The 24,916-nt window shown below is 70.3% G+C and carries 18 protein-coding genes and 6 tRNA genes; 10 read left to right on the forward strand and 14 right to left on the reverse strand.

All coding sequences use genetic code 11. From position 1 onward, the window contains the following. Nucleotides 1-7: 7 nt before the first annotated feature. The 8 genes from ACFWYM_RS01875 to ACFWYM_RS01910 form a co-directional block, all read right to left on the reverse strand. A tRNA-Met gene (locus ACFWYM_RS01875) sits at nt 8-81 on the reverse strand. 46 nt (nt 82-127) lie between these two features. After that, complete coding sequence (locus ACFWYM_RS01880; protein WP_384828862.1) at nt 128-1,366, reverse strand: alginate lyase family protein; 1,239 nt, start codon at nt 1,364-1,366, stop codon at nt 128-130. A gap of 100 nt (nt 1,367-1,466) precedes the next feature. After that, nucleotides 1,467-1,790, reverse strand: coding sequence for a glycosyltransferase family 2 protein (locus ACFWYM_RS01885; protein ID WP_384829406.1), 324 nt, complete (start codon nt 1,788-1,790; stop codon nt 1,467-1,469). A gap of 133 nt (nt 1,791-1,923) precedes the next feature. After that, nucleotides 1,924-1,996: transfer RNA gene (locus ACFWYM_RS01890), tRNA-Lys, on the reverse strand. Nucleotides 1,997-2,085: 89 nt separating this feature from the next. After that, complete coding sequence (locus ACFWYM_RS01895; RefSeq protein WP_384828864.1) at nt 2,086-3,675, reverse strand: amino acid permease; 1,590 nt, start codon at nt 3,673-3,675, stop codon at nt 2,086-2,088. Between the two features lie 175 nt (nt 3,676-3,850). Beyond that, nucleotides 3,851-6,127, reverse strand: a complete 2,277-nt coding sequence (locus tag ACFWYM_RS01900) for a DEAD/DEAH box helicase (RefSeq protein WP_384828866.1) — start codon at nt 6,125-6,127, stop codon at nt 3,851-3,853. A gap of 219 nt (nt 6,128-6,346) precedes the next feature. Next, the gene (locus tag ACFWYM_RS01905) at nt 6,347-6,877 is read right to left on the reverse strand and encodes a hypothetical protein (protein ID WP_384828868.1); all 531 of its coding nucleotides are present in this window, start codon (nt 6,875-6,877) and stop codon (nt 6,347-6,349) included. A gap of 155 nt (nt 6,878-7,032) precedes the next feature. Next, nucleotides 7,033-7,383 carry a metallopeptidase family protein gene (locus ACFWYM_RS01910; RefSeq protein ID WP_384829408.1) on the reverse strand — a complete coding sequence of 117 codons (351 nt, stop codon included), beginning with the start codon at nt 7,381-7,383 and terminating at the stop codon, nt 7,033-7,035. A 59-nt stretch (nt 7,384-7,442) separates the two neighbouring features. On the opposite strand from ACFWYM_RS01910, the gene ACFWYM_RS01915 reads away from it, so the two are divergent. The 4 genes from ACFWYM_RS01915 to ACFWYM_RS01930 all read left to right on the forward strand — a co-directional run bounded on the left by ACFWYM_RS01915 (nt 7,443) and on the right by ACFWYM_RS01930 (nt 9,448). After that, nucleotides 7,443-9,080, forward strand: a complete 1,638-nt coding sequence (locus tag ACFWYM_RS01915) for a metallophosphoesterase (protein ID WP_384828870.1) — start codon at nt 7,443-7,445, stop codon at nt 9,078-9,080. A gap of 81 nt (nt 9,081-9,161) precedes the next feature. Beyond that, a tRNA-Glu gene (locus tag ACFWYM_RS01920) sits at nt 9,162-9,234 on the forward strand. A 39-nt stretch (nt 9,235-9,273) separates the two neighbouring features. Beyond that, nucleotides 9,274-9,348, forward strand: a tRNA-Asp gene (locus ACFWYM_RS01925). A 26-nt stretch (nt 9,349-9,374) separates the two neighbouring features. Then, a tRNA-Phe gene (locus tag ACFWYM_RS01930) sits at nt 9,375-9,448 on the forward strand. A gap of 78 nt (nt 9,449-9,526) precedes the next feature. On the opposite strand, the gene ACFWYM_RS01935 is transcribed toward ACFWYM_RS01930, so the two are convergent. Next, the gene (locus tag ACFWYM_RS01935; RefSeq protein WP_384828872.1) at nt 9,527-10,618 is read right to left on the reverse strand and encodes an ABC transporter permease; all 1,092 of its coding nucleotides are present in this window, start codon (nt 10,616-10,618) and stop codon (nt 9,527-9,529) included. A 136-nt stretch (nt 10,619-10,754) separates the two neighbouring features. Here ACFWYM_RS01935 and hrpA point away from each other — a divergent pair, with 136 nt between their 5' ends. From hrpA to ACFWYM_RS01950, 3 genes are all read left to right on the forward strand, one after another. Further along, nucleotides 10,755-14,744 (forward strand): ATP-dependent RNA helicase HrpA, encoded by a 3,990-nt coding sequence (gene hrpA / locus ACFWYM_RS01940; RefSeq protein ID WP_384828874.1) that lies wholly within the window; start codon nt 10,755-10,757, stop codon nt 14,742-14,744. Nucleotides 14,745-14,874: 130 nt separating this feature from the next. Beyond that, nucleotides 14,875-14,949 (forward strand) — tRNA-Asp (locus ACFWYM_RS01945). 149 nt (nt 14,950-15,098) lie between these two features. Then, entirely contained in the window at nt 15,099-15,287 is a 189-nt protein-coding gene (locus tag ACFWYM_RS01950; RefSeq protein WP_384828876.1) for a DUF6274 family protein, read from the forward strand. A gap of 549 nt (nt 15,288-15,836) precedes the next feature. Here ACFWYM_RS01950 and bldC read toward each other — a convergent pair. Then, entirely contained in the window at nt 15,837-16,043 is a 207-nt protein-coding gene (bldC, locus tag ACFWYM_RS01955; RefSeq protein WP_003949541.1) for a developmental transcriptional regulator BldC, read from the reverse strand. A gap of 558 nt (nt 16,044-16,601) precedes the next feature. After that, entirely contained in the window at nt 16,602-17,477 is an 876-nt protein-coding gene (locus ACFWYM_RS01960; RefSeq protein ID WP_384828878.1) for a hypothetical protein, read from the reverse strand. Nucleotides 17,478-17,710: 233 nt separating this feature from the next. Here ACFWYM_RS01960 and ACFWYM_RS01965 point away from each other — a divergent pair, with 233 nt between their 5' ends. Together ACFWYM_RS01965 and ACFWYM_RS01970 are read left to right on the forward strand one after the other, a co-directional pair. Next, nucleotides 17,711-18,808, forward strand: a complete 1,098-nt coding sequence (locus ACFWYM_RS01965) for a Leu/Phe/Val dehydrogenase (RefSeq protein WP_384828880.1) — start codon at nt 17,711-17,713, stop codon at nt 18,806-18,808. 331 nt (nt 18,809-19,139) lie between these two features. Further along, nucleotides 19,140-19,397, forward strand: a complete 258-nt coding sequence (locus tag ACFWYM_RS01970; protein ID WP_384828882.1) for a DUF3073 domain-containing protein — start codon at nt 19,140-19,142, stop codon at nt 19,395-19,397. A 129-nt stretch (nt 19,398-19,526) separates the two neighbouring features. On the opposite strand, the gene purM is transcribed toward ACFWYM_RS01970, so the two are convergent. The 3 genes from purM to ACFWYM_RS01985 form a co-directional block, all read right to left on the reverse strand. After that, a complete protein-coding gene (gene purM, locus ACFWYM_RS01975; RefSeq protein WP_384828884.1) occupies nt 19,527-20,600 on the reverse strand; it encodes a phosphoribosylformylglycinamidine cyclo-ligase in 1,074 nt (357 codons plus the stop codon). Between the two features lie 44 nt (nt 20,601-20,644). After that, entirely contained in the window at nt 20,645-22,171 is a 1,527-nt protein-coding gene (gene purF, locus ACFWYM_RS01980) for an amidophosphoribosyltransferase (RefSeq protein ID WP_384828886.1), read from the reverse strand. A gap of 132 nt (nt 22,172-22,303) precedes the next feature. Beyond that, entirely contained in the window at nt 22,304-23,071 is a 768-nt protein-coding gene (locus tag ACFWYM_RS01985; RefSeq protein ID WP_384828887.1) for a hypothetical protein, read from the reverse strand. Nucleotides 23,072-23,301: 230 nt separating this feature from the next. Here ACFWYM_RS01985 and ACFWYM_RS01990 point away from each other — a divergent pair, with 230 nt between their 5' ends. Continuing rightward, on the forward strand, nt 23,302-24,744 hold the full coding sequence (locus tag ACFWYM_RS01990; RefSeq protein ID WP_384828889.1) for a sulfatase: 1,443 nt from the start codon (nt 23,302-23,304) through the stop codon (nt 24,742-24,744). Nucleotides 24,745-24,916: the final 172 nt, after the last annotated feature.

A 24,916-nucleotide genomic window follows, 5' to 3' on the forward strand; every position in this document is an offset into this window, starting at 1 on the left:
CCTTCAGTAGCGGGGACAGGATTTGAACCTGCGACCTCTGGGTTATGAGCCCAGCGAGCTACCGAGCTGCTCCACCCCGCGTCGGTGAACACAACACTACGCCATCCGGAGGGGTGCGTCGAACCACTTAGGCGTTGTCCGCGTGCGTGAGCGTCTCCCAGGCCACGAAGAGATCGTCGGTGCCCTCGGGCCGCCGCTGTTCCGTGTACTTCTCGGTCTGCGGCATGTCCAGCTTCAGGCGCCCGCGCAGATGGTTGAGCCCCACCTCCGTGTCGGGCCCCATGTCGCGCTGCACCTTGCCCCCGCACAGCCACTTCGGGGCCTCGGCGCCCAGCTGGTACGTGGAGTGGAACTCGAACGCGGCCCGCAGCCGGTCCTTGGCCTCGTCCCACAGGTCGACGCCCTGGTGGTGGGCGGTCTCGGCCATGTGTGAGGCGGCGGCGAGGGAGTAGCTGGCGTGCTTGAAGTTGCGGCAGGTCTCCTGGGAGAGCCCGTCCTCGAAGGTCTTCTGCCCGAACCAGTACTTCTGCAGCTCGGCCGCCGTGTCGATGCCGCTGCCCTCGGGCGAGACGGGCAGCTTCCCGTCCGACTTCATATAGAAGTAGGCGGGCACGCGCGTCCGGAAATGGTGCACGGCCTTGTCGAAGGTCGCGTGGTCGTTCAGGAAGACGGCCATGCTCATGGTCGCGTCCGCCATCACGAGATCCCAGTTGCCGTTGAAGTCGGCGGATCCGTCGCGCACTTGGGGCAGATAGGCGTTGCGCAGCATCCGCTCGAACCGCAGCAGGTCCCCGTCGCTCCACCCGTCATACGTGTACCGCACGGCTTCGGCGGCCCGCGCCCACGAGGAGGCGGCCCAGGCGGTCTGCAGTCCGGCGTTGGCCTCGGTGTGCTTCGTCACGACCTTCGACCAGGCGTCCATGATCTCGACGGCCTTACGGGCGTGCGCCCGCTCGCCGGTGATGTCGTAGAGCAGGGCCTGCGTGTACGCGGCGATGGCGTCCTCGCGCTCCTCCACGCACCCCTGGCCGGGGCGGGTGTCGGGCGGGCACTCGACGACGGCGTAGGGCTTGGCCCGGTAGTCGGCGGCGGCGTACTTGCTGCTGCTCATCTGCCGATAGGCGTCGTACCAGGGCTGTTCATGCGCCTTGACCCGCTGCTTGACCCGGTCGAGCTGGGCCTTGCTGACGAGGACGCCGGGGTGCGCGAAGGGCTCCCCGGCGGGCCGCGCGGCGGCGGTGCGCGTGGCGGTGCCGCCGGAGGACGACCCCCCGCACCCCACAGCCCCCACGGCAACCATGAACCCCACAACCACCAGGACCCCCACACGAGCCCGCCCGCGCTGGGCCCCGCGTACGCCTGCCATGTGCACCTCCGGTTCGGCCGTCCCAGCCTCCCCCGCACACGGGCCCCCCGCACGGCAGGACCACCCGGACGGGCACGGCACCCGTCGGATCACGGCGGCGTCAGATGACGGGCGGCCGCCCGAGCCGCGTGAGCCACCACACGGTCCGCCACCGCATGGGCCGCCGCTCCCCACAGGACTCCCGCACACCTTCGGCAAAGCCACCGCCCCAGGCCCGCAGCCGCTCGATTGCGACGTTGCGCCCACCGGGACAGCCGAGGTTCTCGTCGAGTTCGACGACCGTCAACTCGCCTGGAAGTTCGGGCTGTTGGGGCCCGGGGAGCGGCGGCGAACCGTTCCCGACGAGGACGGTGCGCACCGCCGGGACGTCCTGCGCGGCGATCGAGTCGAGCAGCGCGGCCAGCTCGCGCGGGCGGGTGCCCATGGTGACGAGGGCGACGCCGATGCGGGGCGGAGAGGGAGTCAAGACCGGGACCTCCTTGAGCGGGGCGAGGCGGCCGGCGCGGGAAACGCACAGGGCCCCGGCCAGCCGAAGCTGGCCGGGGCCCTCGTATCGGTAGACCGTGTGGGACTCGAACCCACAACCAATGGATTAAAAGTCCACTGCTCTGCCAATTGAGCTAACGGTCCTCGCCGACGCACCCCCGAGCATAGCCGGACCGGGCCCGGCATCCGATCGGGTATCGGGCCCGGGGGTGTGCGAGCAGGCCATCCGGCTCTCAGGGGTCGAGCGGCTCCGGGGTGTTCGCGCGGGCCGCCTCGCGGGCCGTCGTGCGCTCGTGGTCGGGGTTGAGGAACCAGTGCCGGGCGGAGGCGAACCACCAGATCGCGGCGGAGCCGAGGACGACCAGGACCGCGACGGGCGCGTAGTTGAAGGTCTTCCAGGTGACCGGGGAGACCTGCGGCAGCATGAAGAGCACCGTGATGACGCCCACCCAGACGACCGCGACGATGCCGACCGGCCGGGACCAGCGCCCCAGGTGCCAGGGCCCGCGCTCGAAGGCGTCCCCCTTGCGCAGCCGCAGCAGCGTCGGGATGACGTACGCGATGTAGAGGCCGATGACGGCGATGGAGGTCACGGCGGTGTACGCGGTCAGGTTGATCAGATACGGCAGGCCGAGCAGCAGCGCCCCGCCGGCCGCGAGCCAGACCGCCGCGACGGGCGTCCGGGTGCGCGGGTTCACGGAGTGCCAGATGTGCGAGTAGGGCAGCGCGCCGTCCCGCGAGAAGGCGTAGATCATGCGGGAGTTGGCGGTCACCGAAGCCATCCCGCAGAACAGCTGGGCCCCGATCACGACCAGGAGCAGCAGCTTGCCCGCGCTCGCGCCGAGCGCGTCGAGGAGGATCTGGGCGGGCGGCGCCCCGGTCTTCGAGCCGAGCGCACCCGCGTACGACTGGATGGCGAAGGTGAAGCCGAGCAGCAGCACGAAGCCCGCGATCCACGAGGTCCAGATGGAGCGGACGATGCCCTGGGGGCCGGCGGTGGACGCGTCGTGCGTCTCCTCGGTCATGTGCGCGGAGGCGTCGTACCCGGTGAAGGTGTACTGCGCCATGAGCAGCCCGATCAGCGCCACATAGAAGCCGCTGCCCCACCCCGTGTTGTTCACGAAGTGCGTGAAGACGAACGACGCCGACTGATGCGAGTCCGGCGCGAAGGCCAGCGCCCCGACGATGACGGCGACCCCGAGCACGTGCCACCACACGCTGACGCTGTTGAGGAGGGAGACGATGCGCACGCCGAAGGTGTTGAGCAGCCCGTGCAGGACGAGGATCCCGGCGAAGAGCAGCATCGTCCGCCCTTCGGTCACCTCGAAGTCGAACTGCAGGTTCAGATAGGCCCCCAGGAAGGACGCCGCCCCGAAGTCGATCCCCGCGGTCACGGCGACCTGCCCGAGCACGTTGAACCACCCCGTGAACCACGCCCAGGCGGCCGCACTCCTCTCGGGCGCGAGCCGGTGCGCCCAGAAGTACAGCCCGGCGGACGTCGGATAGGCCGAGCAGATCTCCGCCATGGCAAGCCCGACGAACAGCGTCATCAGACCGACCCCGACCCACCCCCAGGTGATCAGGGCGGGACCGCCGGTGTTCATGCCGAACAGGTACATGGTGAGGCAGCCGGACAGGACCGAGATGATCGTGAAGGAGACCGCGTAGTTGGAGAACGCGGACATGCGGCGGGCCAGCACCTGCGTATAGCCGAGCTGCGCGAGACGTTCCTCGTCGGAGCCGGGCGCCGCAGGGATCGTGTCGGCCGTCGGGACCGGTGCGTTGGGCGGTGGTTGCTTCCGTTCGCTGGGGTCACTTGTCATGCCCCCAGCGATTCCCTCACCGGGGGCACGACATGCGCCGCGCCTGGCCAAAAGATGCCTGTGCTCAGCGCGCCCGGAACATGTGGGCACGGATGTGATCCGGCTCTCGACACGCCGAAGGGCCCGCACGACAGACGTCGTGCGGGCCCTTCGTTCAGTTCAGCGCGGCTGTGTGTCAGCCGTTGCGCTTCCAGCGCGGCTTGTCGTCGCGGCGGCCGCCGAAGGAACCCGTGCCGGAGCCGGAGCCCCGGTGGTCGTCACGGCGGTTGTACGACGGACGGTCGTGGCCGCCCGAGCGGTAGCCGCCGGAGGGGCGGTCGTCGCGGCGGTCGCGGTTGAACGGGCGGTCGCTGCCGCGGTGGCCGCCGGACGGGCGGTCGTCGCGACGGAAGCCGCCACCACGGTTGTCGTCACGGCGGAAGCCGCCCTCGCGACGGTCGTCACGGCGGAAGCCGCTGCCACCGCGGTTGTCGTCGCGACGGAAGCCGCCACCACGGTTGTCATCGCGGCGGAAGCCACCACGGTTGTCGTCGCGACGGTCGTCACGGCGGAACCCGCCACCACGGTTGTCGTCACGGCGGTCGTCGCGGCGGAAGCCGCTGCCACCGCGGTTGTCGTCACGACGGAAGCCGCCACCACGGTTGTCGTCGCGCCGGTCGTCGCGGCGGAAGCCACTGCCACCGCGGTTGTCGTCACGGCGGAAGCCACCCTCGCGACGGTCGTCACGGCGGTCGTCGCGGCGGAAGCCGCCCTCACGGCGGTCGTCCCCACGGCGGTCGCGCTCGTAGTTGCCGCGCTCGTCGCGCTGCGGACGGCGCTGCTCGTACGAGGAGGACCGCTCCTCGCGGACCGGGCGCTCGGCGCGCTCGGCCTGCTCGGCGGCGGGCTGCGCCGGAGCCGCGACGGCGGCCTCGGCGGCGGCGGTGGCCTCGGCGACCGCGGTCTCCGGGTCGTCACCGCGCTCGCGGGCGGCACGCGCGGTGAGGCGGTCGGCCTCCTCGCGCAGCTCGGCGGCGCGGCGGGTGGCGCGCTCCAGCTCCTTGGTGAGGTCCTTGACCTCACGCTCGGCCTGGGTCGCGGCGTTGCCCGCGGAGTCGGCCTGCACCTCGGTCATCGAGCGGGCGCCGGTGATCTCGGCGACCTCCGGGTCGAAGGTGCCGCCGCCGTTGATGATGTGGCGCGAGGCGTCGACGCCCGCGTCCTCCATCAGGCGGAAGATCTGGCGGCGCTGGTGCGGCAGCGACAGGGACACGACCGTGCCGGAGCGGCCCGCGCGAGCGGTACGGCCGGAGCGGTGCAGGTAGTCCTTGTGGTCGCCGGCCGGGTCCACGTTCAGGACCAGGTCGATGCCGTCGACGTGGATGCCGCGGGCGGCGACGTCGGTGGCGACGAGCGCGTTGACGTAGCCGTCCTTGAAGTCCGCGAGGGTCCGCGTGCGCGCGCCCTGCGTCATGCCGCCGTGCAGCGCGTCGGCCTTCACACCGGCCTCGCGCAGCTGCTCGGCGATGCGGTCGGCGCCCAGCTGGGTGCGGACGAAGATGATCGTGCGGCCCTTGCGCGCGGCGATGGCGGCCGTGACCGGCGCCTTGTCGCGGGGCTTCACGATGAGGATGTGGTGCGTCATGGTCGTGACGGCGCCCTGGGCGGCGTCGACCTCGTGCGTCACCGGGTTGTCCAGGTAGCGCTTGACCAGCGTGGAGATCTCGTTCTCCATCGTGGCGGAGAACAGCATGCGCTGGCCGCCGGCCGGGACCTGGTCGAGCAGCTCGGTGACCTCGGGCAGGAAGCCCAGGTCGGACATCTGGTCGGCCTCGTCGAGGACGGCGACCTCGACGTTCTCCAGGGAGCAGGCGCCGCGGTTGATGATGTCGCGCAGCCGGCCCGGGGTGGCGACGAGGATGTCGACGCCGCGCTCCAGGGCGTAGATCTGGTTGCCCATCGACGTACCGCCGCAGACGACCTTCATCTTCAGGCCGAGGACGTCGCCGTAGGGCTGGAGGGCGTCGGCGACCTGCATCGCCAGCTCGCGGGTCGGGGTCAGGATGACCGCGCGGGGCTTCTTCTTCTCGGTGTAGCCGCCCGCGAGGCGCGCCAGCGTCGGCAGACCGAAGGAGAGGGTCTTGCCGGAGCCGGTGCGGCCGCGGCCGAGGATGTCCTTGCCGGCCAGGGCGTCCGGGATGGTCGCGGCCTGGATCGGGAAGGGGGTGTGCACGCCGTTGCGCGCGAGCTTGCGGACGACTCCGTCGGGCAGGCCGAGGTCACCGAAGGTGATCTCGGGCTCGGCGTCGGCGTCGGCCTCGACGGACTCGGCGTCGGCGTCGGTGGTGACCTCGATGACGTCCTCGACGGTCTCGGAGACGGTCTCCACGGCGGCCTCTACGGCCTCGTTCTCGACGGTCTCGACGATCTCGTTCTCGGGCAGGACGGCGTGGTCAGAACTGGAAATGGACATGCGAAATGCGAAACCTTCCGGAGTCTCGGCACGCGCCCGTCAACTCCGTGATTTCGCAATGGACCGCCTCTATGCGGTCAGCCACGGCAAGGGAGAGTACGCGCCACGCGGCGCTCTTCTGTTTCGGCGCCGGGCAAATGGGATCAAACGATCTACCACCATACGCACTCCCCACCCCCCAAGGCAAACCGAACCCCCCGAACCCTCTCTGACCTGCCCCTACGCGGGTCCCGCCTGCGGCGACGGCTCCTTCGCGGCGAGCGGCGTGCCCCCTTCGTGCGCCGACGAGGACGGCTCGGCGGTGCTCGGCGTCGGCTCCGGGGTGGGCGTCGGCTTCGGGGGCGTCGGGGTCGGGGTGGGGCGTGCGGAGGTCTTCGTCGGGGTGGGCTTCCCCGGCTTCCCGCCCCCGCTCTTGGTGGGCGAGGCGGACGGGTGCTCGGCATCGGAGTCCGAGTCGGAGGCCGACTCGGACGGGGCCGCGGACCCCGAGGCCGCGCCCTCGGGCTCGGCGGAGGCGTCGTGCCCGGAGCCCGCACGCGCCTTCGCGGGCCCGCCCCCGTGCCCGGCCCCGGGCCCCGCCCCCTCGGGCCCCGCCTTCCCGCCGTCCGGAGCGGCCGCCCCGCTCCGCTGCCCGGCGGACCGGGAGGGCTCGGCGTGGCCCCCGTCGTCGCCGACGCTCATGCAGCCCGCGGTCGCCGCGACGGCCACCACCGTGGCGGCCCATCGGACGGGAACGTACAACTGGCGCACGGGAGCACCTCCGAGGCGCGGGGAAGACAGACGCCCTGCCCAACTCCCTTGCGGCGCAAGAGGACACGGAGCACCACACACGGAGACGGAGCACACCCGCGAAACCAGCCCGCGCCCGCCCCGCCCCGCCCCGTCAGCGCTCGCCGGTCACCCGGTCACCCGTACCCCAGCGCATGCAGCCGCGCGTCGTCGATCCCGAAGTGGTGCGCCACCTCATGGACCACCGTGATCTCGGTCTCCGCGACGACGTCCTCGCGCGACTCGCACATCCGCAGGGTCGGCCCCCGGTAGATGGTGATCCGGTCCGGCAGCACCCCCGCGTACCACTCGCCCCGGTCGGTCAGCGGCGTCCCCTCGTACAGCCCGAGCAGCTCGGGATCGTCGGCGGGCGGCTCGTCCTCCACGAAGACGGCCACGTTGTCCATCAGCCGCGTCAGCTCCGCCGGAATCCGGTCGAGCGCCTCTGCGACCAGTTCCTCGAACTCCTCGCGCGTCATCTCCAGCACCCCCTCATTGTCATCCACGAGCCCGCATACACACCCCTCCAATTGGGCATACGGGACCAATGGCCCGCGACTTCACGGTCGTTCAGCTCTGCATACGCGCCCTGCGCGCCCTGCGTGGCGGCATCCTCGGGGCACCCCGCGCCCTGCGCGCCGCCCCCGCCGTCCTCGCCCGCCACTACCGCTCCCGCCACACCCACCCGGTCGGCGAGCTCGTCAGCCCCCCGCACCCGTACGGGAGGGCCCTCGGCCTGGTCGCCGTGGTCCTGCTCGGCGCCTGGCTCGGCCTGCTGATCGTCGGCAGCGTGCACGCGCCCGTGGGCCCGATGGACACCCGTATGACGCTGCGGCCCTCCCTCACCGGCGGCACGAAGATCAACGTCGCCCCGCTCGGCTCCCTCCAGCTGGCCTCGCACACCGCGCCCGTCCGCCTCGACGTGGACGTGGACCAGCTCGACCCGGTGCGCTCGCAGGCCCTGGTCGACCACCCCGAGCGCATCTCCGGGCTCCAGGACGAGGTCGCCCACGACGTCGTGCACGGCACCGCCGACCTGGCCGTCCGCTCCTGCGTCGCCGTCGTCTCCGGCGCCACCGCGCTCGGCCTCGCGGTCTACCGCCGCCCGCGCCGCGCCCTCGCGGCGGGCGGCCTGGCCCTGGCCCTGCTGACCGCGTCGGGCACGGCGGCCTACGCGACGTGGAACCCCGACTCGGTCCTGGAGCCCAAGTACTCGGGCCTGCTCGCCTCGGCCCCCTCCGTCGTCGGCAACGCCCGCAACATCGTCAGCGAATTCGACGTCTACCAGCGGGAGTTGGCGCGCCTGGTCACCAACGTCACCAAGCTCTACGACGTGACCTCCACACTCCCCGCGTACCAGCCGGACCCCTCCACGATCCGCGTCCTGCACGTCTCCGACATCCACCTCAACCCGGCGAGCTGGCACATCATCGCGTCCCTCGTCGAGCAGTACGGGATCGACGTGATCGTCGACACCGGCGACACCATGGACCACGGCAGCAAGACGGAGAACGGCTTCCTCGACCCGATCGAGGACCTCGGCGCCCCCTACGTCTGGGTCCGCGGCAACCACGACTCGCTCGCCACCCAGCACTACCTCAAGGGCCTCAAGAACACCCACGTCCTCGACGACGGCAGGGCGGTCACCGTCGCGGGCCTGCGCTTCGCGGGCATGGGCGACCCGCAGTTCACGCCGGACCGCTCGGTCAAGGCGGAGGGCGACAACGCCGAACGGGCCGCGGGCCTCACCCTCACCGCCGCCCTGCGCACCCAGCGCGCCCAGGGCACCCCCGTGGACATCGCCCTCACCCACAACCCCACGGCCGCCCGCACCACCGACGGCGAGGTGCCCCTCGTCCTCGCGGGCCACATCCACCACCAGGAGATGGAGGTCATGGACCGGGGCACCCGGCTCCGCATCGAGGGCTCCACGGGCGGCAGCGGGCTGCGCGCGGTCGACGACTCCCACCCGGACCCGGTCGAGGCGTCGGTCCTCTATCTCGACAGCTCGACCAAGCGTCTCCAAGCCTGGGACGAGATCAGACTCGGCGGGCTCGGCCTGACGAAAGCCGAGGTCAGCCGCCATCTCCCCAAGGAGAACAAGCCCGGAGCGACGCCCTCGACCCCACCGCCCACCCCCTCCCCCACCCAGTCGTCCGGGGAGCGACCCCCAGGCCCCCGATAAGCGTTTTGGCGATAGCTCCCCCCATCCCATATGCTTCTCACGTCCCCGACGCGCTGCGAAGCGCCCACGGCGGGCCTCTTAGCCCTCATCGTCTAGTGGCCCAGGACGCCGCCCTTTCAAGGCGGTAGCACGGGTTCGAATCCCGTTGGGGGCACGCAACACCCTGTGCGAGACTTGTTCTCGCACAACGCTTGGTCCTGTGGAGCAGTTTGGAGTGCTCGCCACCCTGTCAAGGTGGAGGCCGCGGGTTCAAATCCCGTCAGGACCGCTGCAGTTCGTCTCTGCGAACTGCGTGGCTGGGTAGCTCAGTTGGTACGAGCGATCGCCTGAAAAGCGATAGGTCGCCGGTTCGATCCCGGCCCCAGCCACTTCTTCAAAGGCCCCGTCCGCTTGGACGGGGCCTTTGTCGTGCCCGCCTCGCAGAGGCACCCGCCCCGCGGGAGCACTCATCCGGCAGGGGCCGCCGCGTGCACCGGCCCCGCCTCGCGCCCGCCCGGGTGCCGATGGCGCCAGACCCAGAAGACCGTGCAGGCGAGCAGCGCCCACCCGCCCAGGACCAGGAACGGGAACGCGTGCTGGTGGCCCCCGAAGTACACCGCCGTGTGCTGCGCGTTCACCGACGCCCCCGGCGGCAGCCAGCGCCCGATGTGCCCGAGGACCGACGGCAGCAGCGGCCACGACACCGCCCCGCCCGACGACGGATTGCCGAGCAGCACCATCAGCCCCCACGTCGGGATCATCGCCCAGCGCCCGAACAGCGTGTTGAACATCGTGAAGACCATCCCCGACGTGAACATCGTCAGCGCCAGGATCAGCCACGACTCCACGAAGGGCAGATCCACCGCCCCCAGCCACCAGTCCACCACCGCCGCGATCACGAACCCGCCGAGCAGCGCGTAGACCACCGTCACGGCGATCCGCTCCGCCGGGTTCAGCCCGCGCGCGTGCACGCTCAGCTGGATCGCCCCCACGAAGCCGATGATCACGGCCGCGAGCGAGATGTAGAAGATGGCGAGCCCCCGCGGGTCGCCCTGCTGCAGCGGCTTGATGTCCTGCACCGCCACCGGCACCCCGACGTCCTTGCCCACCTTCGGCGCCGTCTCCGCGAGCACCTGCGCGACCGATGCCCCCGAGGCACCCGACACGTCGAGCGTCACCCGGTCCTCGCGGCCCACGTCCAGGATCGCGAAGACCTGCTGTTCGTCGACGCCGGTCCGGGCCGCCGCCAGGCTGTCATAGCGGTGCACCTCCACCGAGGCGTTCAGCGCCTTCTCCATGCCGGCGAGGAACGCCTTGCCGTGGGTCGCGTGCTCCGCCCCGACCACCGCCGTCGGGATCCGGTGCGGCGTCGGGTTCGCCATGGAGTACGTGTACGAGCCGGCGAAGAGCCCCGCGGCCGCCGCCAGGATCAGGACCAGCACACTCGCGGGCAGGAACGGCGACTTCTTGAAGGCCGCCCACCGCTCGCCCCACGTGGGCACCCTCCCGTGGGCGCCATGGTCGTGCTGTTTCCCCTGTTCAGGCTCGTGCTCAGACATATGAACACGCTAAACCACCCATAACGGACCTACCGGGTGGGGGTGACGCGGGATGAGGGTGACACGGGGTGCGGCCGCCCGGCCCGGCCAAAAGCATTCGCCAGGCTTTTCCCCGAGGTGAGATCCTGGACCGCGTATGTCTACGCAGCCTGCCCTCACCTTCGACACCCTCGCCCCGCGCCTGGCCGAGCTCTCGCTGCGCGATGAGCACCGGCTCGGCCGCCGGCTCGAGGGTGCCCGCCGGATCCGCAAGCCCGAGGCCCGCGCAGCCGTCCTCGCCGAGATCGCGGCGGAGGTCGACAAGGGCGCGGCCAGGATGGCCGAGCGGGGCAGCCGCCTGCCCGCGATCACCTACCCCGAGCAGCTCCCGGTCAGCCAGAAGAAGGACGAGATCGCCGACGCGATCCGCGACCACCAGGTCGTGATCGTCGCGGGTGAGACGGGCTCCGGGAAGACGACGCAGATCCCGAAGATCTGCATGGAGCTCGGCCGGGGCGTGCGCGGCATGATCGGGCACACGCAGCCCCGCCGCATCGCCGCCCGCACGGTCGCCGAGCGCGTGGCCGACGAGCTGGACACGCCGCTGGGCGAGGCCGTCGGCTGGAAGGTCCGCTTCACCGACCAGGTCGGCGGCGACACCTACGTGAAGCTGATGACGGACGGCATCCTGCTGGCCGAGATCCAGACCGACCGCGAGCTGCGCGCGTACGACACGATCATCATCGACGAGGCCCACGAGCGCTCCCTCAACATCGACTTCCTGCTCGGCTACCTCGCCCAACTCCTGCCCCAGCGCCCGGACCTGAAGGTCGTCATCACCTCGGCGACCATCGACCCCGAGCGCTTCTCGCGGCACTTCGGGGACGCCCCGATCGTCGAGGTCAGCGGCCGTACGTATCCGGTGGAGGTGCGCTACCGCCCGCTTCTGGAGGAGGACAGCGAGGAGTCGGACCGCGACCAGATCACCGCGATCACCGACGCCGTCGAGGAGCTCCAGGCCGAGGGCAAGGGCGACATCCTCGTCTTCCTCTCCGGCGAGCGCGAGATCCGCGACACAGCGGACGCGCTGGAGAAGAAGAGATACAAGTTCACCGAAGTGCTGCCGCTGTACGCCCGGTTGAGCCATGCCGAGCAGCACCGTGTCTTCCAGCCGCACACCGGCCGCAGGATCGTCCTCGCGACGAACGTCGCGGAGACCTCCCTCACCGTCCCCGGCATCAAGTACGTCATCGACCCGGGCACCGCCCGCATCTCCCGCTACAGCCACCGCACGAAGGTGCAGCGCCTGCCCATCGAGGCGGTCAGCCAGGCCAGCGCCAACCAGCGCAAGGGCCGCTGCGGCCGTACGTCCGACGGCATCTGCATCCGGCTGTACTCGGAGGACGACTTCCTCTCCCGCCCGGAGTTCACGGACGCCGAGATCCTGCGCACCAACCTCGCCTCCGTCATCCTCCAGATGACCGCCGCCGGTCTCGGCGACATCGAGAAGTTCCCCTTCATCGACCCGCCGGACCACCGCAACATCCGCGACGGCGTCCAGCTCCTCCAGGAGCTCGGCGCGCTGGACCCGTCCCAGAAGGACCCCAAGAAGCGCCTCACCCAGCAGGGCCGCAAGCTCTCCCAGCTCCCCGTCGACCCGCGCCTGGCCCGCATGGTCCTGGAGGCGGACAAGAACGGCTGTGTACGGGAAGTCATGGTGATCGCCGCGGCGCTCTCCATCCAGGACCCGCGCGAGCGCCCGCAGGACAAGCAGACCCAGGCCGACCAGCAGCACGCCCGCTTCAAGGACGAGACGAGCGACTTCCTCGCCTTCCTCAACCTCTGGCGCTACCTCCGCGAGCAGCAGAAGGCCCTCGGCTCCTCCGCGTTCCGCCGCATGTGCAAGCGGGAGTACCTGAACTATCTGCGGGTGCGCGAGTGGCAGGACATCTACACCCAGCTCCGCACGGTCGCCAAGCAGATGGGCATCCACCTCAACGAGGACGATGCCCCCGAGCAGCACGTCCACATCTCCCTCCTGTCCGGCCTGCTCTCCCACATCGGGATGAAGGACGTAAAGGAGTCGAAGGAGAGCCGCGACAAGGACCCGAAGCAGCGCGGCGGCGGGCGCAACGAGTATGTGGGCGCGCGCAACGCCAAGTTCGCGATCTTCCCGGGCTCGGCGCTCTTCAAGAAGCCCCCGCGCTTCGTGATGTCGGCCGAGCTGGTCGAGACGTCCCGCCTGTGGGCCCGGGTCAACGCCCGCATCGAGCCCGAGTGGGTCGAACCGCTGGCCCAGCACCTGCTCAAGCGCACCTACAGCGAGCCGCACTGGGAGAAGGACCAGGCCGCCGTGATGGCGATCGAGAAGGTCACCCTCTACGGCGTCCCGCTCGTCACCGACCGCAAGGTGAACTACGGCCGCATCGACCCCGAGGTCTCCCGCGACCTGTTCATCCGCAACGCGCTGGTCGAGGGCGACTGGCGCACCCACCACAAGTTCTTCGCGGACAACCGCCGCCTCCTCACCGAGGTCGAGGAGCTGGAGCACCGCGCCCGCCGCCGCGACATCCTCGTGGACGACGAGACGCTCTTCGACTTCTACGACCAGCGGGTCCCCGAACACGTCGTGTCCGGCGCCCACTTCGACTCCTGGTGGAAGAAGAAGCAGCGCGAGGAGCCGGAGCTGCTCGACTTCGAGCGGTCGATGCTCATCAACGAGAAGGCGGGGGACGTCAGCAAGTCCGACTACCCCGACTCCTGGCGCCAGGGCCCGCTCAAGTTCAAGGTGACGTACCAGTTCGAGCCGGGCGCGGACGCGGACGGCGTGACGGTCCACATCCCGCTCCAGGTCCTCAACCAGGTCACCGACGAGGGCTTCGACTGGCAGATCCCGGGCCTGCGCGAGGAGGTCGTGATCGAGCTGATCCGCTCCCTGCCCAAGCCGATCCGCCGCAACTACGTCCCGGCACCCAACTTCGCCAAGGCGTTCCTGGACCGCGCCGTGCCGTTGCAGGAGCCCCTGCACGTGACGCTGGCCCGCGAGCTCCAGCAGATGGTCGGCGTCCCGGTGCACCCGGACGACTTCGACCTGACCCGCGTCCCCGACCACCTCAAGATCACCTTCAGGATCACCGACGAGCGCCGCCGCAAGCTCGCCGAGGACAAGGACCTCGACGCCCTGAAGCTCCAGCTGAAGCCGAAGGCCCGCCAGGCCCTCTCCCAGGCCGCCCAGGCGACCGCGGAGCGCTCCGGCGGCGAGTCCGTCGAGCGCAAGGGGCTGACGGACTGGACGATCGGCACCCTCTCGCGGGTCTTCGAGACCCGTCGCGCGGGCCAGCCGGTGAAGGCGTACCCGGCGCTCGTCGACGACGGCCCCCAGGCGGGCACCGTCTCCGTGCGCCTCTTCGACTCGGAGGCCGAGCAGCAGCAGGCGATGGTCAAGGGCACCCGCCGCCTCATCCTCCTCAACATCCCGGTGAACCCCGCCAAGTTCGCCTCGGACAAGCTCACCAACCAGCAGAAGCTGGCCCTGTCGGCGAACCCGCACGGCTCCATGCCGACCCTCTTCGCCGACTGCGCCATGGCCGCCACCGACAAGCTGATCGCGGACTTCGGCGGCCCCGCGTGGGACGAGGAGTCGTACCGCAAGCTCTACGAGAAGGTGCGCGCGGAGATCGTCGACACGACGGTCCGCACGGTCGACCAGGTCCAGCAGGCCCTCGCCGCCTGGCAAGCCTGTGAGCGCCGCCTGAAGTCCACGAAGAGCCCCACGCTGCTCGCCAACCTCACCGACGTACGGGCGCAGCTGGACGCCCTCATCAAGCCCGGCTTCGTCACCGCGACGGGCCTGCGCCGCCTCCCGGACCTGATGCGCTATCTGGTCGCCGCCGACCGCCGCCTCCAGCAGATGCCGACGAACGTCCAGCGGGACACGACGCGCATGGAGAAGGTCCACGAGATGCAGGACGAGTACGCCTGGCTCCTGGAGCAGCTGCCCCAGGGCCGCCCCGTCCCGCAGGAGGTCCTGGACATCCGCTGGATGCTGGAGGAGCTCCGCGTCAGCTACTTCGCGCACGCGCTCGGCACGGCGTACCCCGTCTCCGACAAGCGCATCGTGAAGGCGATCGACGCGGCGGCGCCCTGACCTGCTGCGGTGACCGTCCCACCACACAGGGTGAGTTCGACCGCCGGGCCTGCACTGCTGTACAGTCTCATCTCGCAGCGCAACGAAGGCAGAGTCCACTACCGACTCCGTCGGGGGCGCCGCAAAACCTGGTCCTGTGGAGCAGTTTGGAGTGCTCGCCACCCTGTCAAGGTGGAGGCCGCGGGTTCAAATCCCGTCAGGACCGCAGTAAAGAGAGAGGCCCGCACCGCAAGGTGCGGGCCTCTCTGTCGTTCGCGCACAGGTCCCTCCCCGCTGCACGAACCTTGACGCCGTCACATTCGCCGGGTACCCCAGACAGCAAGGACCGTCGGACGCTCCACCAGGAGGCCGTACATGGCGACGCCCGTTCGGCACGAGACGCGCGCCCTGCTGCGCGCGCACCTCTCCGCGGCCTCCGGCTACCGCCACCTCACCCGGCACTGCCCCATCTGCCACCGTCTGCTGCGCCTGGCCCTGGAGCCCCAGACCGGACCCTGTGAGCCCATCGTGGGCAGCGGGGACGAAAGTCCCCCCAAGGCATGACCAAAGCCGACCCTGAGATCCCCTCCCGAGTGGGAGGCTGGGAGCCGGACCTCCTTGTATCCACGTCCGGACGCCACCGCGCTCTCCTCTAGCGCAGGAATGTCCCACGCAACAAGGACCCCGGCATGTGACGGGTGTCACCGCTCGAGTTTTGGAAACCCCGGAACTTACACCCTTCCTACAACGGGTCAATTTAATATGTGCAATTGCACCACCCTCATGGGCGGCCCACAGAGTTACCCGGCGTCACTCCGGACGGCGCCCCGAGCCCTCCCCGACGGACTCCCCACAGGGCCCCTCAGAGCCGAACAGGCCCGCTCACCAGCGCCTCCCCCGCGCTGACGGGGCGCACAAAAAAAGATCGCGCTGGACCCGGCGGAGTCCAGCGCGATCGACGACGCACCCATGAGGTTCAGGCGTGGGCCCCCGTTGGGGCGGGAACCCTCGTCGTGTGTAGCTCTATGTCGGACGTACGGCCAGGTTGGGGGACCCGGCAGTGGTCGTGCTCTTCGCCCGATTTGTGCTTTTGTGCCGTGTTCCGGCTGCTGTTCAGGCCTCGCTGCGCTGCTGCGGGATGCCCGCAAGAAGCGCGCGGACCTCAGCCTCGCGGTAACGGCGGTGTCCGCCGAGCGTACGAATCGACGTGAGCTTGCCAGCCTTGGCCCAGCGCGTGACCGTCTTGGGGTCGACGCGGAACATCGTGGCGACCTCAGCCGGGGTCAGCAGCGGCTCGGCATCAGGGGTGCGAGCGGTCATGAGCGGCCTCCTCGGGAGAACCGAACCTTCTCGGTTCATTCCTCTAAATTCTGCACCTTGACCCGCGTTGCCCGAAATGGCGGACGCGAGTCGAGTCGGTTATAGGACGAACGGCTTGTCCTCGGCACTACAACTACACCATCCGTCCAGCCGCGTCGGCCAAACCGATGGAATTGCCCTCCCAGGTGTCCATCAGCGACGGAAGCCGATGGACCATGCCATAGCGGACAGTCACGCCACAGTGACGATCAGTCACAGAGCGATCAGGAGTCAACAGACCCCCCATAGCGTGCAATGCTGAGCAATCCGGCCTTAGTTGGACGGAAGGAGCCCTCCCCGGGCTCCTTGTCCTATTTTGGCACGAGGAGGGGTGATGGACGCAAGGGCGAAGTAAGTGCGGTCCGTCACGCTTGACACAAAGGCCCGGATCGGGACGTAGGTCCTCGCGGGCGTAAGCGATAACTTATGTGGTGCCCGCGACAACTATGCGACAGCCCTAGGTCCACGGGCCGCCCCACGGCGGGATTTCACCAAGATCCGTACGAAATCTGTACGGGATCAGTTCGAGAACTGCCGGTCCCGGACCGCCCGCCAGCGCTCCACGAGCCTCGCATACGCCTCGCCGGCGACCTCTCCGTCGCCGTTGCGCAGCGCCTCGATGCCCTCGGCCACGTCCGCCGCCGAGTGGTCCTCGTCGAGATCCGCCACCGGCAGCGCGTGCACCAGGCCGCCGTAGTCCAGCTCGACGAGCGAGCGCGGGTGGAACTCCTCCAGCCAGCGGCCGACGTCGACCAGGCCGTCGATGAGCGGCCCCTCGTCCATCGCCTCCCGCAGCGCCTTGAGCCCGCGGGCGACCCGGCGCCGCGCCTGCACCATCGGGGTGCGATAGCGAAGGACCGGCAGCCGGTCCACGGCGGGGTCCTCGTCCCCGCCCTCGGCGCCCGCCGCCCCCTTCTCGAAGTGGCGCTCCTCCTCCGAGACGAGCACGAACCAGTTCAGCGGGATCTGCCACGTCGAGGTGCGGATCCAGGGGCGGGCGTCGGGGTTGCGGGTCAGCCACTGCTCGTAGTCCGCGGTGGCCTGGCGGCGCACCACCGGCGGCAGCACCGCGTCGAGCACCGGCGCCGGCAGCTGCTCGGCCAGGTCGCCCAGGGCCTGCCAGCCGCGCAGCCGGGTGCGCCAGGGGCAGACGCACAGCACGCCGTCGACCTCCAGGACGAAGGCGTTGCTGCTCTCGTGCACCGGCACCGGGATCGGCGGCGTGGGCAGCAAGTCGGCCAGGGACTCGCGCAGTTCGTCCTGGCACGAGGGGAGGTCCGGGCGGCGGGCATAGCGGGCCCAGTGGCCGCGCTCCGGCTCCGGGAAGGCGGCCAGCGGCTCGTACACCCGCAAGTAGGACGCGTACGGGACGATCAACGACGACACCTTGGGCACGGCTGCTCCCTCCCCCGCGTACCGGCTGGAAAACACTGCACAGCGTGCCATGGCCGAACTGCGCCGCCCCCGCCCGCGCTCCGGCCCGAACTCCTGCCCGTACTCCGGGAGGGGGTGATCCTCGGCACTGCGCGGCCGACGGCCCGCCGCAGGCTCTAGTCTCATGCCCAACGGGGCCCGCCACCCGCACGGGAGCCCGCTCAACTGCCGCTACTTACCTGGGAGTCACCACAGTGACCGATGTAACCGGCGCACCCGCTGATGTCCTGCACACCCTGTTCCACTCGGACCAGGGCGGCCATGAGCAAGTCGTGCTGTGCCAGGACCGCGCCAGCGGTCTCAAGGCCGTCATCGCCCTCCACTCCACCGCCCTCGGCCCCGCCCTCGGCGGCACCCGCTTCTACCCGTACGCGAACGAGGAGGCGGCCGTCGCCGACGCGCTGAACCTCGCCCGCGGGATGTCGTACAAGAACGCGATGGCCGGGCTGGGCCACGGCGGGGGCAAGGCCGTCATCATCGGCGACCCCGAGCACCACAAGACCGAGCAACTCCTGCTCGCCTACGGCCGTTTCGTGGCCTCGCTCGGCGGGCGGTACGTGACGGCGTGCGACGTCGGCACGTACGTGGCGGACATGGACGTCGTCGCCCGTGAGTGCCGCTGGACGACGGGGCGTTCGCCGGAGAACGGTGGCGCCGGCGACTCCTCGGTCCTCACCGCGTACGGCGTCTTCCAGGGCATGCGCGCCTCGGCCCAGCACCTGTGGGGCGACCCGACGCTGCGCGGCCGCAAGGTCGCCGTCGCGGGTGTCGGCAAGGTCGGCCACCACCTGGTGGACCACCTCATGGAGGACGGCGCGGAGGTCGTGGTCACCGATGTCCGCGCGGAGTCCGTGCGCCGGGTCGTCGAGCGGCACGCGGGCCGGGTCACGGCCGTCGCCGACACCGAGACGCTCATCCGCACCGAGGGCCTCGACATCTACGCCCCCTGCGCCCTCGGCGGCGCCCTCGACGACGACTCCGTGCCCGCCCTCACCGCCAAGGTGGTCTGCGGCGCCGCCAACAACCAGCTCGCGCACCCCGGCGTCGAGAAGGACCTCGCCGACCGCGGCATCCTCTACGCGCCGGACTACGTGGTGAACGCGGGCGGCGTGATCCAGGTCGCGGACGAGCTGAACGGCTTCGACTTCGACCGGTGCAAGGCGAAGGCCGCGAAGATCTTCGACACCACGCTTTCGATCTTCGCCCGTGCAAAGGAAGATGGGATTCCGCCCGCTGCGGCGTCCGACAGGATCGCCGAGCAGAAGATGGCGGAGGCGCGCGGCAGCCACTGACCGGAACCCGGCCGAGGGCCCGCCGACGCACAGCCGGGTGACGTCCGGGAGACGTCCGGGACACCCCTGGGACGCCTCTGGGAGACAAGACTCACGCCCGTCGGCGGGTCGCCCGCCAAGAAGAGGTTAAAATCGCAGCTGACCAGCGAGGACAGGGCACCTCGCGGGTCCTGCGCTCACGCGCGTCCTGCGGGCGACGTACCGTATGGCCGCAGGAGCAGGTACCGTGGAAGCCCTACAGACCGGTCTCTCCGCGGAGAGCCCGTTCTAGATCATGAACGCGTGTCAAGACTCTGGGGCCATGAAGCCCCGATACCGAGGGGGTCGAGCCATGGGGCGCGGCCGGGCCAAGGCCAAGCAGACAAAGGTCGCCCGCCAGCTGAAGTACAACAGCGGCGGGACTGACCTGTCGCGTCTGGCCAACGAGCTGGGCGCTTCGACTTCGCAACAGCCGCCGAATGGCGAGCCGTTCGAGGACGAGGACGAGGAAGACGACCCGTACGCGCAGTACGCGGATCTCTACAACGACGACGAGGACGATGAGGACTCCGGCGAGTCCGGTCCTTCGTCTCAGCGCCGCGGCGCTTGACCGCGTAGCACTCGCAGCACATTCGCAGTTCTCGAACTTCTCGTAGCGACTGCACCTCACCCGGTCCGGGGTGGTGACACCGACGGACCGGGTTTTGTGCTGCCTGGCGGCGCCTACTTCGCGGCGCCTTTAATTCAGATACGTACCTGTGAGCTCGGCGCCCGTCGTGTGCGTGCCGCGGTCCGTGATCTCACCGGCGACCCAGGCGTCCACGCCGCGGTCGGCGAGGGTCGTGAGGGCCACGTCCACCGACTCCTCGGGGACGATCGCGATCATGCCCACGCCCATGTTCAGGGTCTTCTCCAGCTCCAGGCGCTCGACCTGACCGGCCTTGCCGACGAGGTCGAAGACCGCGCCCGGGGTCCAGGTGGAGCGGTCGACCGTGGCGTGCAGGCCGTCCGGGATCACCCGGGCCAGGTTCGCCGCGAGGCCGCCGCCCGTGATGTGGCTGAAGGCGTGCACCTCGGCGGTGCGGGTCAGGGCCAGGCAGTCCAGGGAGTAGATCTTGGTCGGCTCCAGGAGCTCCTCGCCGAGGGTGCGGCCGAACTCCTCGACCTGCTGGTCGAGGGTCATGTGTGCGCGGTCGAAGACCACGTGCCGGACCAGCGAATACCCGTTGGAGTGAAGGCCGGACGACGCCATCGCGATCACCGCGTCACCCTTACGGATACGATCCGCGCCGAGCAGCCGGTCGGCCTCCACGGCGCCGGTGCCGGCGCCCGCGACGTCGAAGTCGTCGGGGCCGAGCAGGCCCGGGTGTTCGGCGGTCTCGCCGCCGACGAGGGAGCAGCCCGCGAGGACGCAGCCCTCGGCGATGCCCTTCACGATGGCGGCGACGCGCTCGGGGTGGACCTTGCCGACGCAGATGTAGTCGGTCATGAAGAGCGGCTCGGCGCCGCAGACGACGATGTCGTCCATGACCATCGCGACGAGGTCGTGGCCGATGGTGTCGTAGACGCCCAGCTGACGGGCGAGGTCGACCTTCGTGCCGACGCCGTCGGTGGCGGAGGCGAGCAGGGGGCGCTCGAAGCGCTTGAGCGCGGAGGCGTCGAAGAGGCCGGCGAAGCCGCCGAGGCCGCCGAGGCCCGCGACCTCGGGGCGCTGGGTCTTCTTGACCCACTCCTTCATGAGCTCGACGGCGCGGTCGCCCGCCTCGATGTCTACGCCGGCGGCCGCGTAGCTGGCACCAGTGGTCTCAGGCATGGTGAGTGAGAGCTTTCGTGTCGTTACTACGGGGGCTACGGGGCTTATGGGCGACGGATCGCGTCGGCCGCTGCCGTGGCGGCGGGGCCCGCCGCCAGCTCCGTCTCCAGGAGCTGCTTGCCGAGCAGCTCGGGGTCGGGCAGCTCCATCGGGTACTCGCCGTCGAAGCAGGCGCGGCAGAGGTTCGGCTTGTCGATGGTGGTGGCCTCGATCATGCCGTCGATGGAGATGTACGAGAGCGAGTCGGCGCCGAGCGAGGTGCCGATCTCGTCGATGGTCATGCCGTTGGCGATCAGCTCCGCGCGGGTGGCGAAGTCGATGCCGAAGAAGCAGGGCCACTTGACGGGGGGAGACGAAATCCGGATGTGGACTTCGGCCGCGCCCGCCTCGCGGAGCATCTTCACCAGGGCGCGCTGGGTGTTGCCGCGGACGATCGAGTCGTCGACGACCACCAGGCGCTTGCCCTTGATGACTTCCTTGAGCGGGTTCAGCTTGAGGCGGATGCCGAGCTGGCGGATGGTCTGCGAGGGCTGGATGAAGGTCCGGCCGACGTAGGCGTTCTTCACGAGTCCGGCGCCGAAGGGGATGCCGGACGCCTCCGCGTAACCGATCGCGGCGGGGGTGCCGGATTCGGGCGTCGCTATGACGAGGTCGGCCTCGACGGGGGCCTCGGCGGCGAGCTTGCGGCCCATCTCCACGCGCGAGAGATAGACGTTCCGGCCCGCGATGTCGGTGTCCGGGCGGGCCAGGTACACATACTCGAAGACACAGCCCTTGGGCTTCGCTTCTGCGAATCGAGAGGTGCGCAGGCCGTTCTCGTCGATGGCGACGAACTCGCCAGGATCGATCTCGCGGACGAAGCTGGCGCCGCAGATGTCGAGGGCGGCGGACTCGGAGGCGACGACCCAGCCGCGCTCCAGGCGGCCGAGGACCAGCGGGCGGATGCCCTGTGGATCGCGGGCCGCGTACAGCGTGTGCTCGTCCATGAAGACGAGGGAGAAGGCGCCCTGCACGTCCGGGAGGACCTTGGTGGCGGCTTCCTCTATGGTCAGCGGCTTGCCGTCGTCGTCGGTCTGGCCCGCGAGGAGCGCGGTGACCAGGTCCGTGTCGTTGGTCGCGGCGACCTGCGTCGCGCGGCCGTTCTCCTTCGGCAGGTCGGCGACCAGCTCGGCGAGCTGGGCGGTGTTGACCAGGTTTCCGTTGTGCCCGAGCGCGATGGAGCCGTGCGCGGTGGCACGGAACGTCGGCTGGGCGTTCTCCCACACGGAGGCTCCGGTGGTCGAGTAGCGGGCGTGACCGACCGCGATATGACCTTGGAGAGAACCGAGGGAGGTCTCGTCGAAGACCTGGGAAACGAGGCCCATGTCCTTGAAGACGAGGATCTGGGAGCCGTTGCTGACCGCGATTCCCGCGGATTCCTGGCCCCGATGCTGGAGGGCGTAGAGCCCGAAGTACGTGAGCTTTGCGACCTCTTCGCCCGGAGCCCAGACACCGAAGACGCCACAAGCGTCCTGGGGGCCTTTCTCGCCGGGGAGCAGATCGTGATTGAGTCGACCGTCACCACGTGGCACGGCACCGAGTGTAGGCGAGATCGACCACTGGTCCGAATTGGGGATACGGGTCTTGTACGGAGCGTTAAGGCGCGGCCGGCCACGCCCTGGCCCCGGCCCGGTGGGGCCGGGGCCGCGGCGGTCACCCGGCGATCACTTCAGGCCGAGCAGGCCGCCGAGGATGACGCCCAGGTCGAGACCCGTGGAGACCTCGGTGTTCACGTTCAGGCCCAGGTCGAGCTTGAGGTCCGCGTCCGCCTGCAGGGACAGGTCGGCGTTGGCGGTGAGCAGCGCCGAGCCCGCGGCGAGGACGTCCACCCCGAGGTCCGCGTTGACCTTCGCGGCGAGGTCGGCGTCGACCTTGACGGCGTTGGTGAGCGAGACGGAGTTGGCCGCGGTGTCGACGGTCTTCTTGTCGAGCGCGGGCCGCGTGAACGTGCCGAGCTTCACCTGGGCCTCGCCCTTCGAGGTGTGCAGGGACGCGAGGAGGGTGCCGGTGGACAGGTCGGCCGAGAGGGCGGACACGGTGACGGCCTTCTGCGTCTTCGTGTTCACCAGGCCGAGGCAGGTGTCCGCGAGGGTCAGCTTGCCGCCGACCTTGGCGTCCAGGGCGGCCACGGCGCCGGACTTCACGCCGACGCTGAGCGCGGTGACGGGCGGCACGTAGGGCTTGCCGTCGGGGGCCTTGGGGACCTTGCAGTCGTTGGTGAGCTGGGTGAGGACGACGCCCTTGGCCTTGAGCCCGTCGAGCAGCGAGGCGTCGAGGGTGAGCTTGACGAAGCCGCCGTCGACGGGGACGTCCTTCTTGGCGGCGGCGGGCGGCGGGGTGGGGTCGGCGGGGGCGGCCCAGGCCGTGGCGGGGGCGGCGAGGCCGAGGGTGAGGACGGTGGCGGTGGCGAGGGCGGTGCGCGCTATACGCATGGTGTGTCTCCTTGCTGGTTTCGTCGTGCGGGGGTTTGTGTACGCACAGTCAGCTCACGCCACGCTCCGTGCTCGCGCGATTTCAAGGGGTGCTTCTGGAGTACGACAGCGCTGTGAACAGGCACGACAGCCCTGTGAACAGGTGGGACTCCGCGTTGACTCGTGGCTGAGGGGGCGGTGAGGCTCCTGGGGCCGGCACCCCCTGATCGCCCTTCTCCCTGGAGCTCGCTGTGTCCCCGTACGAGAAGAAGCTGTCCCGGCGTGCCTTCGGCGGGGCCGTCGGTGCCACTGCCACGGCAACCGCCGCGGCCGCCGCCCTGGGCGTGCCCGGTGCCACGGCTGCTGAGGCCGCCGCGCCGGCCGAGCGGCCCTTCCGGGCCGACACCCGGTCCCGGTCCCGGCGGCCCAACATCCTGTTCATCCTCGGGGACGACCTCGGCTGGGCCGATCTCTCCTCGTACGGCTCGCCGCACATCAAGACCCCGAACCTGGACCGGCTCGCGCGCCAGGGCGTGCGGTTCACCGACGCCTACGCGGGCTCCGCGACCTGCTCCCCGACCCGGTTCAGCCTGTACACGGGGCGCTTCCCCGGGCGTACGGAGGGCGGGCTCGCCGAGCCGATCGCGGACAGGTCGGCGGGGCTCGACCCGAACCACCCGACGCTCGCCTCGCTGCTGCGCGACGCCGGGTACGCCACCGCGCTCATCGGCAAGTGGCACTGCGGCTACCTCCCGGACCACTCCCCCACCAAGTCGGGCTGGGACGAGTTCTTCGGGAACTTCGGCGGGGCCCTGGAGTACTACTCGAAGCTGGGGCTCGGCGGCGAGTACGACCTGTACGAGGGCGATGTGCGCGAGGGCGACGCCGAGTACAAGGACCTGCGGTACTACACGCGGATCCTGACCGAGCGGGCCGGCGACTACGTGCGCCGCGACCACGGGGGCAAGCCGTGGCTGCTGAACCTCAACTTCACCACCCCGCACTGGCCGTGGATCGCCGACGGGGACGAGGAGGAGAGCGCCGAGATCGTGCGCCGGGTCAAGGCCGGCGAGAAGGGGGCGCTCCGGCACCAGGACGGCGGCTCGGTCGAGAAGTACACGGAGATGGTGCAAGACCTGGACCGGTCGGTCGGGAAGGTGCTCCGGGCGCTGCAGCAGTCGGGGCAGGAGCAGGACACCCTCGTCTTCTTCGCCTCCGACAACGGCGGTGAGCGGTTCTCGTACAACTGGCCGCTGTCCGGCAACAAGAGCTCGCTGAAGGAGGGCGGGATACGGGTGCCCACCCTCGTGCGGTGGCCCGCGCGGCTCAGGGGCGGGCAGGTCAGCCACGAGCCGGTCTTCTCGCCGGACTGGACGGCGACGCTGCTCGAGGTCGGCGGGGCGCGGCCGCACCCCGCGTATCCGCTCGACGGGGCCAGCCTCGCCGGGTATCTGCTGCGGGGCGAGGAGCTCGCCGAGCGGGAGCTGTTCTGGCGGGTGCGCGGGGAGCGGGCGCTGCGGCGCGGGGACTGGAAGTACTACCGGGGCAAGGGCGGCAAGGACCAGCTGTTCGACCTGGGTGCCGACCGGCGGGAGCAGGCCGACCGGGCGGCGGACGAGCCGAAGCTGCTCGGCGAGCTGAAGGCGGCGTGGGAGAGGACGGACAAGGGGCTGCTGCCGTATCCGGCGGCCTGACCTTGGGGCCGTCGGCGGCCTGACCGCGGAACCGCCGACAGCCTGCCCCGGGGACCACCGACGGCCTGACCCGAGCGACCACCCGGACCGGCTGCCTGAAGGGAGCCTTAAGCGGGTCCTAACGGCCGTTGTGGAGGGCTTTCGGGCGGCGTGGTGATCGATAACGTGCCTC

It is taken from the genome of Streptomyces sp. NPDC059009 (genome assembly GCF_042740175.1).
Taxonomy (GTDB): Bacteria; Actinomycetota; Actinomycetes; order Streptomycetales; family Streptomycetaceae; genus Streptomyces.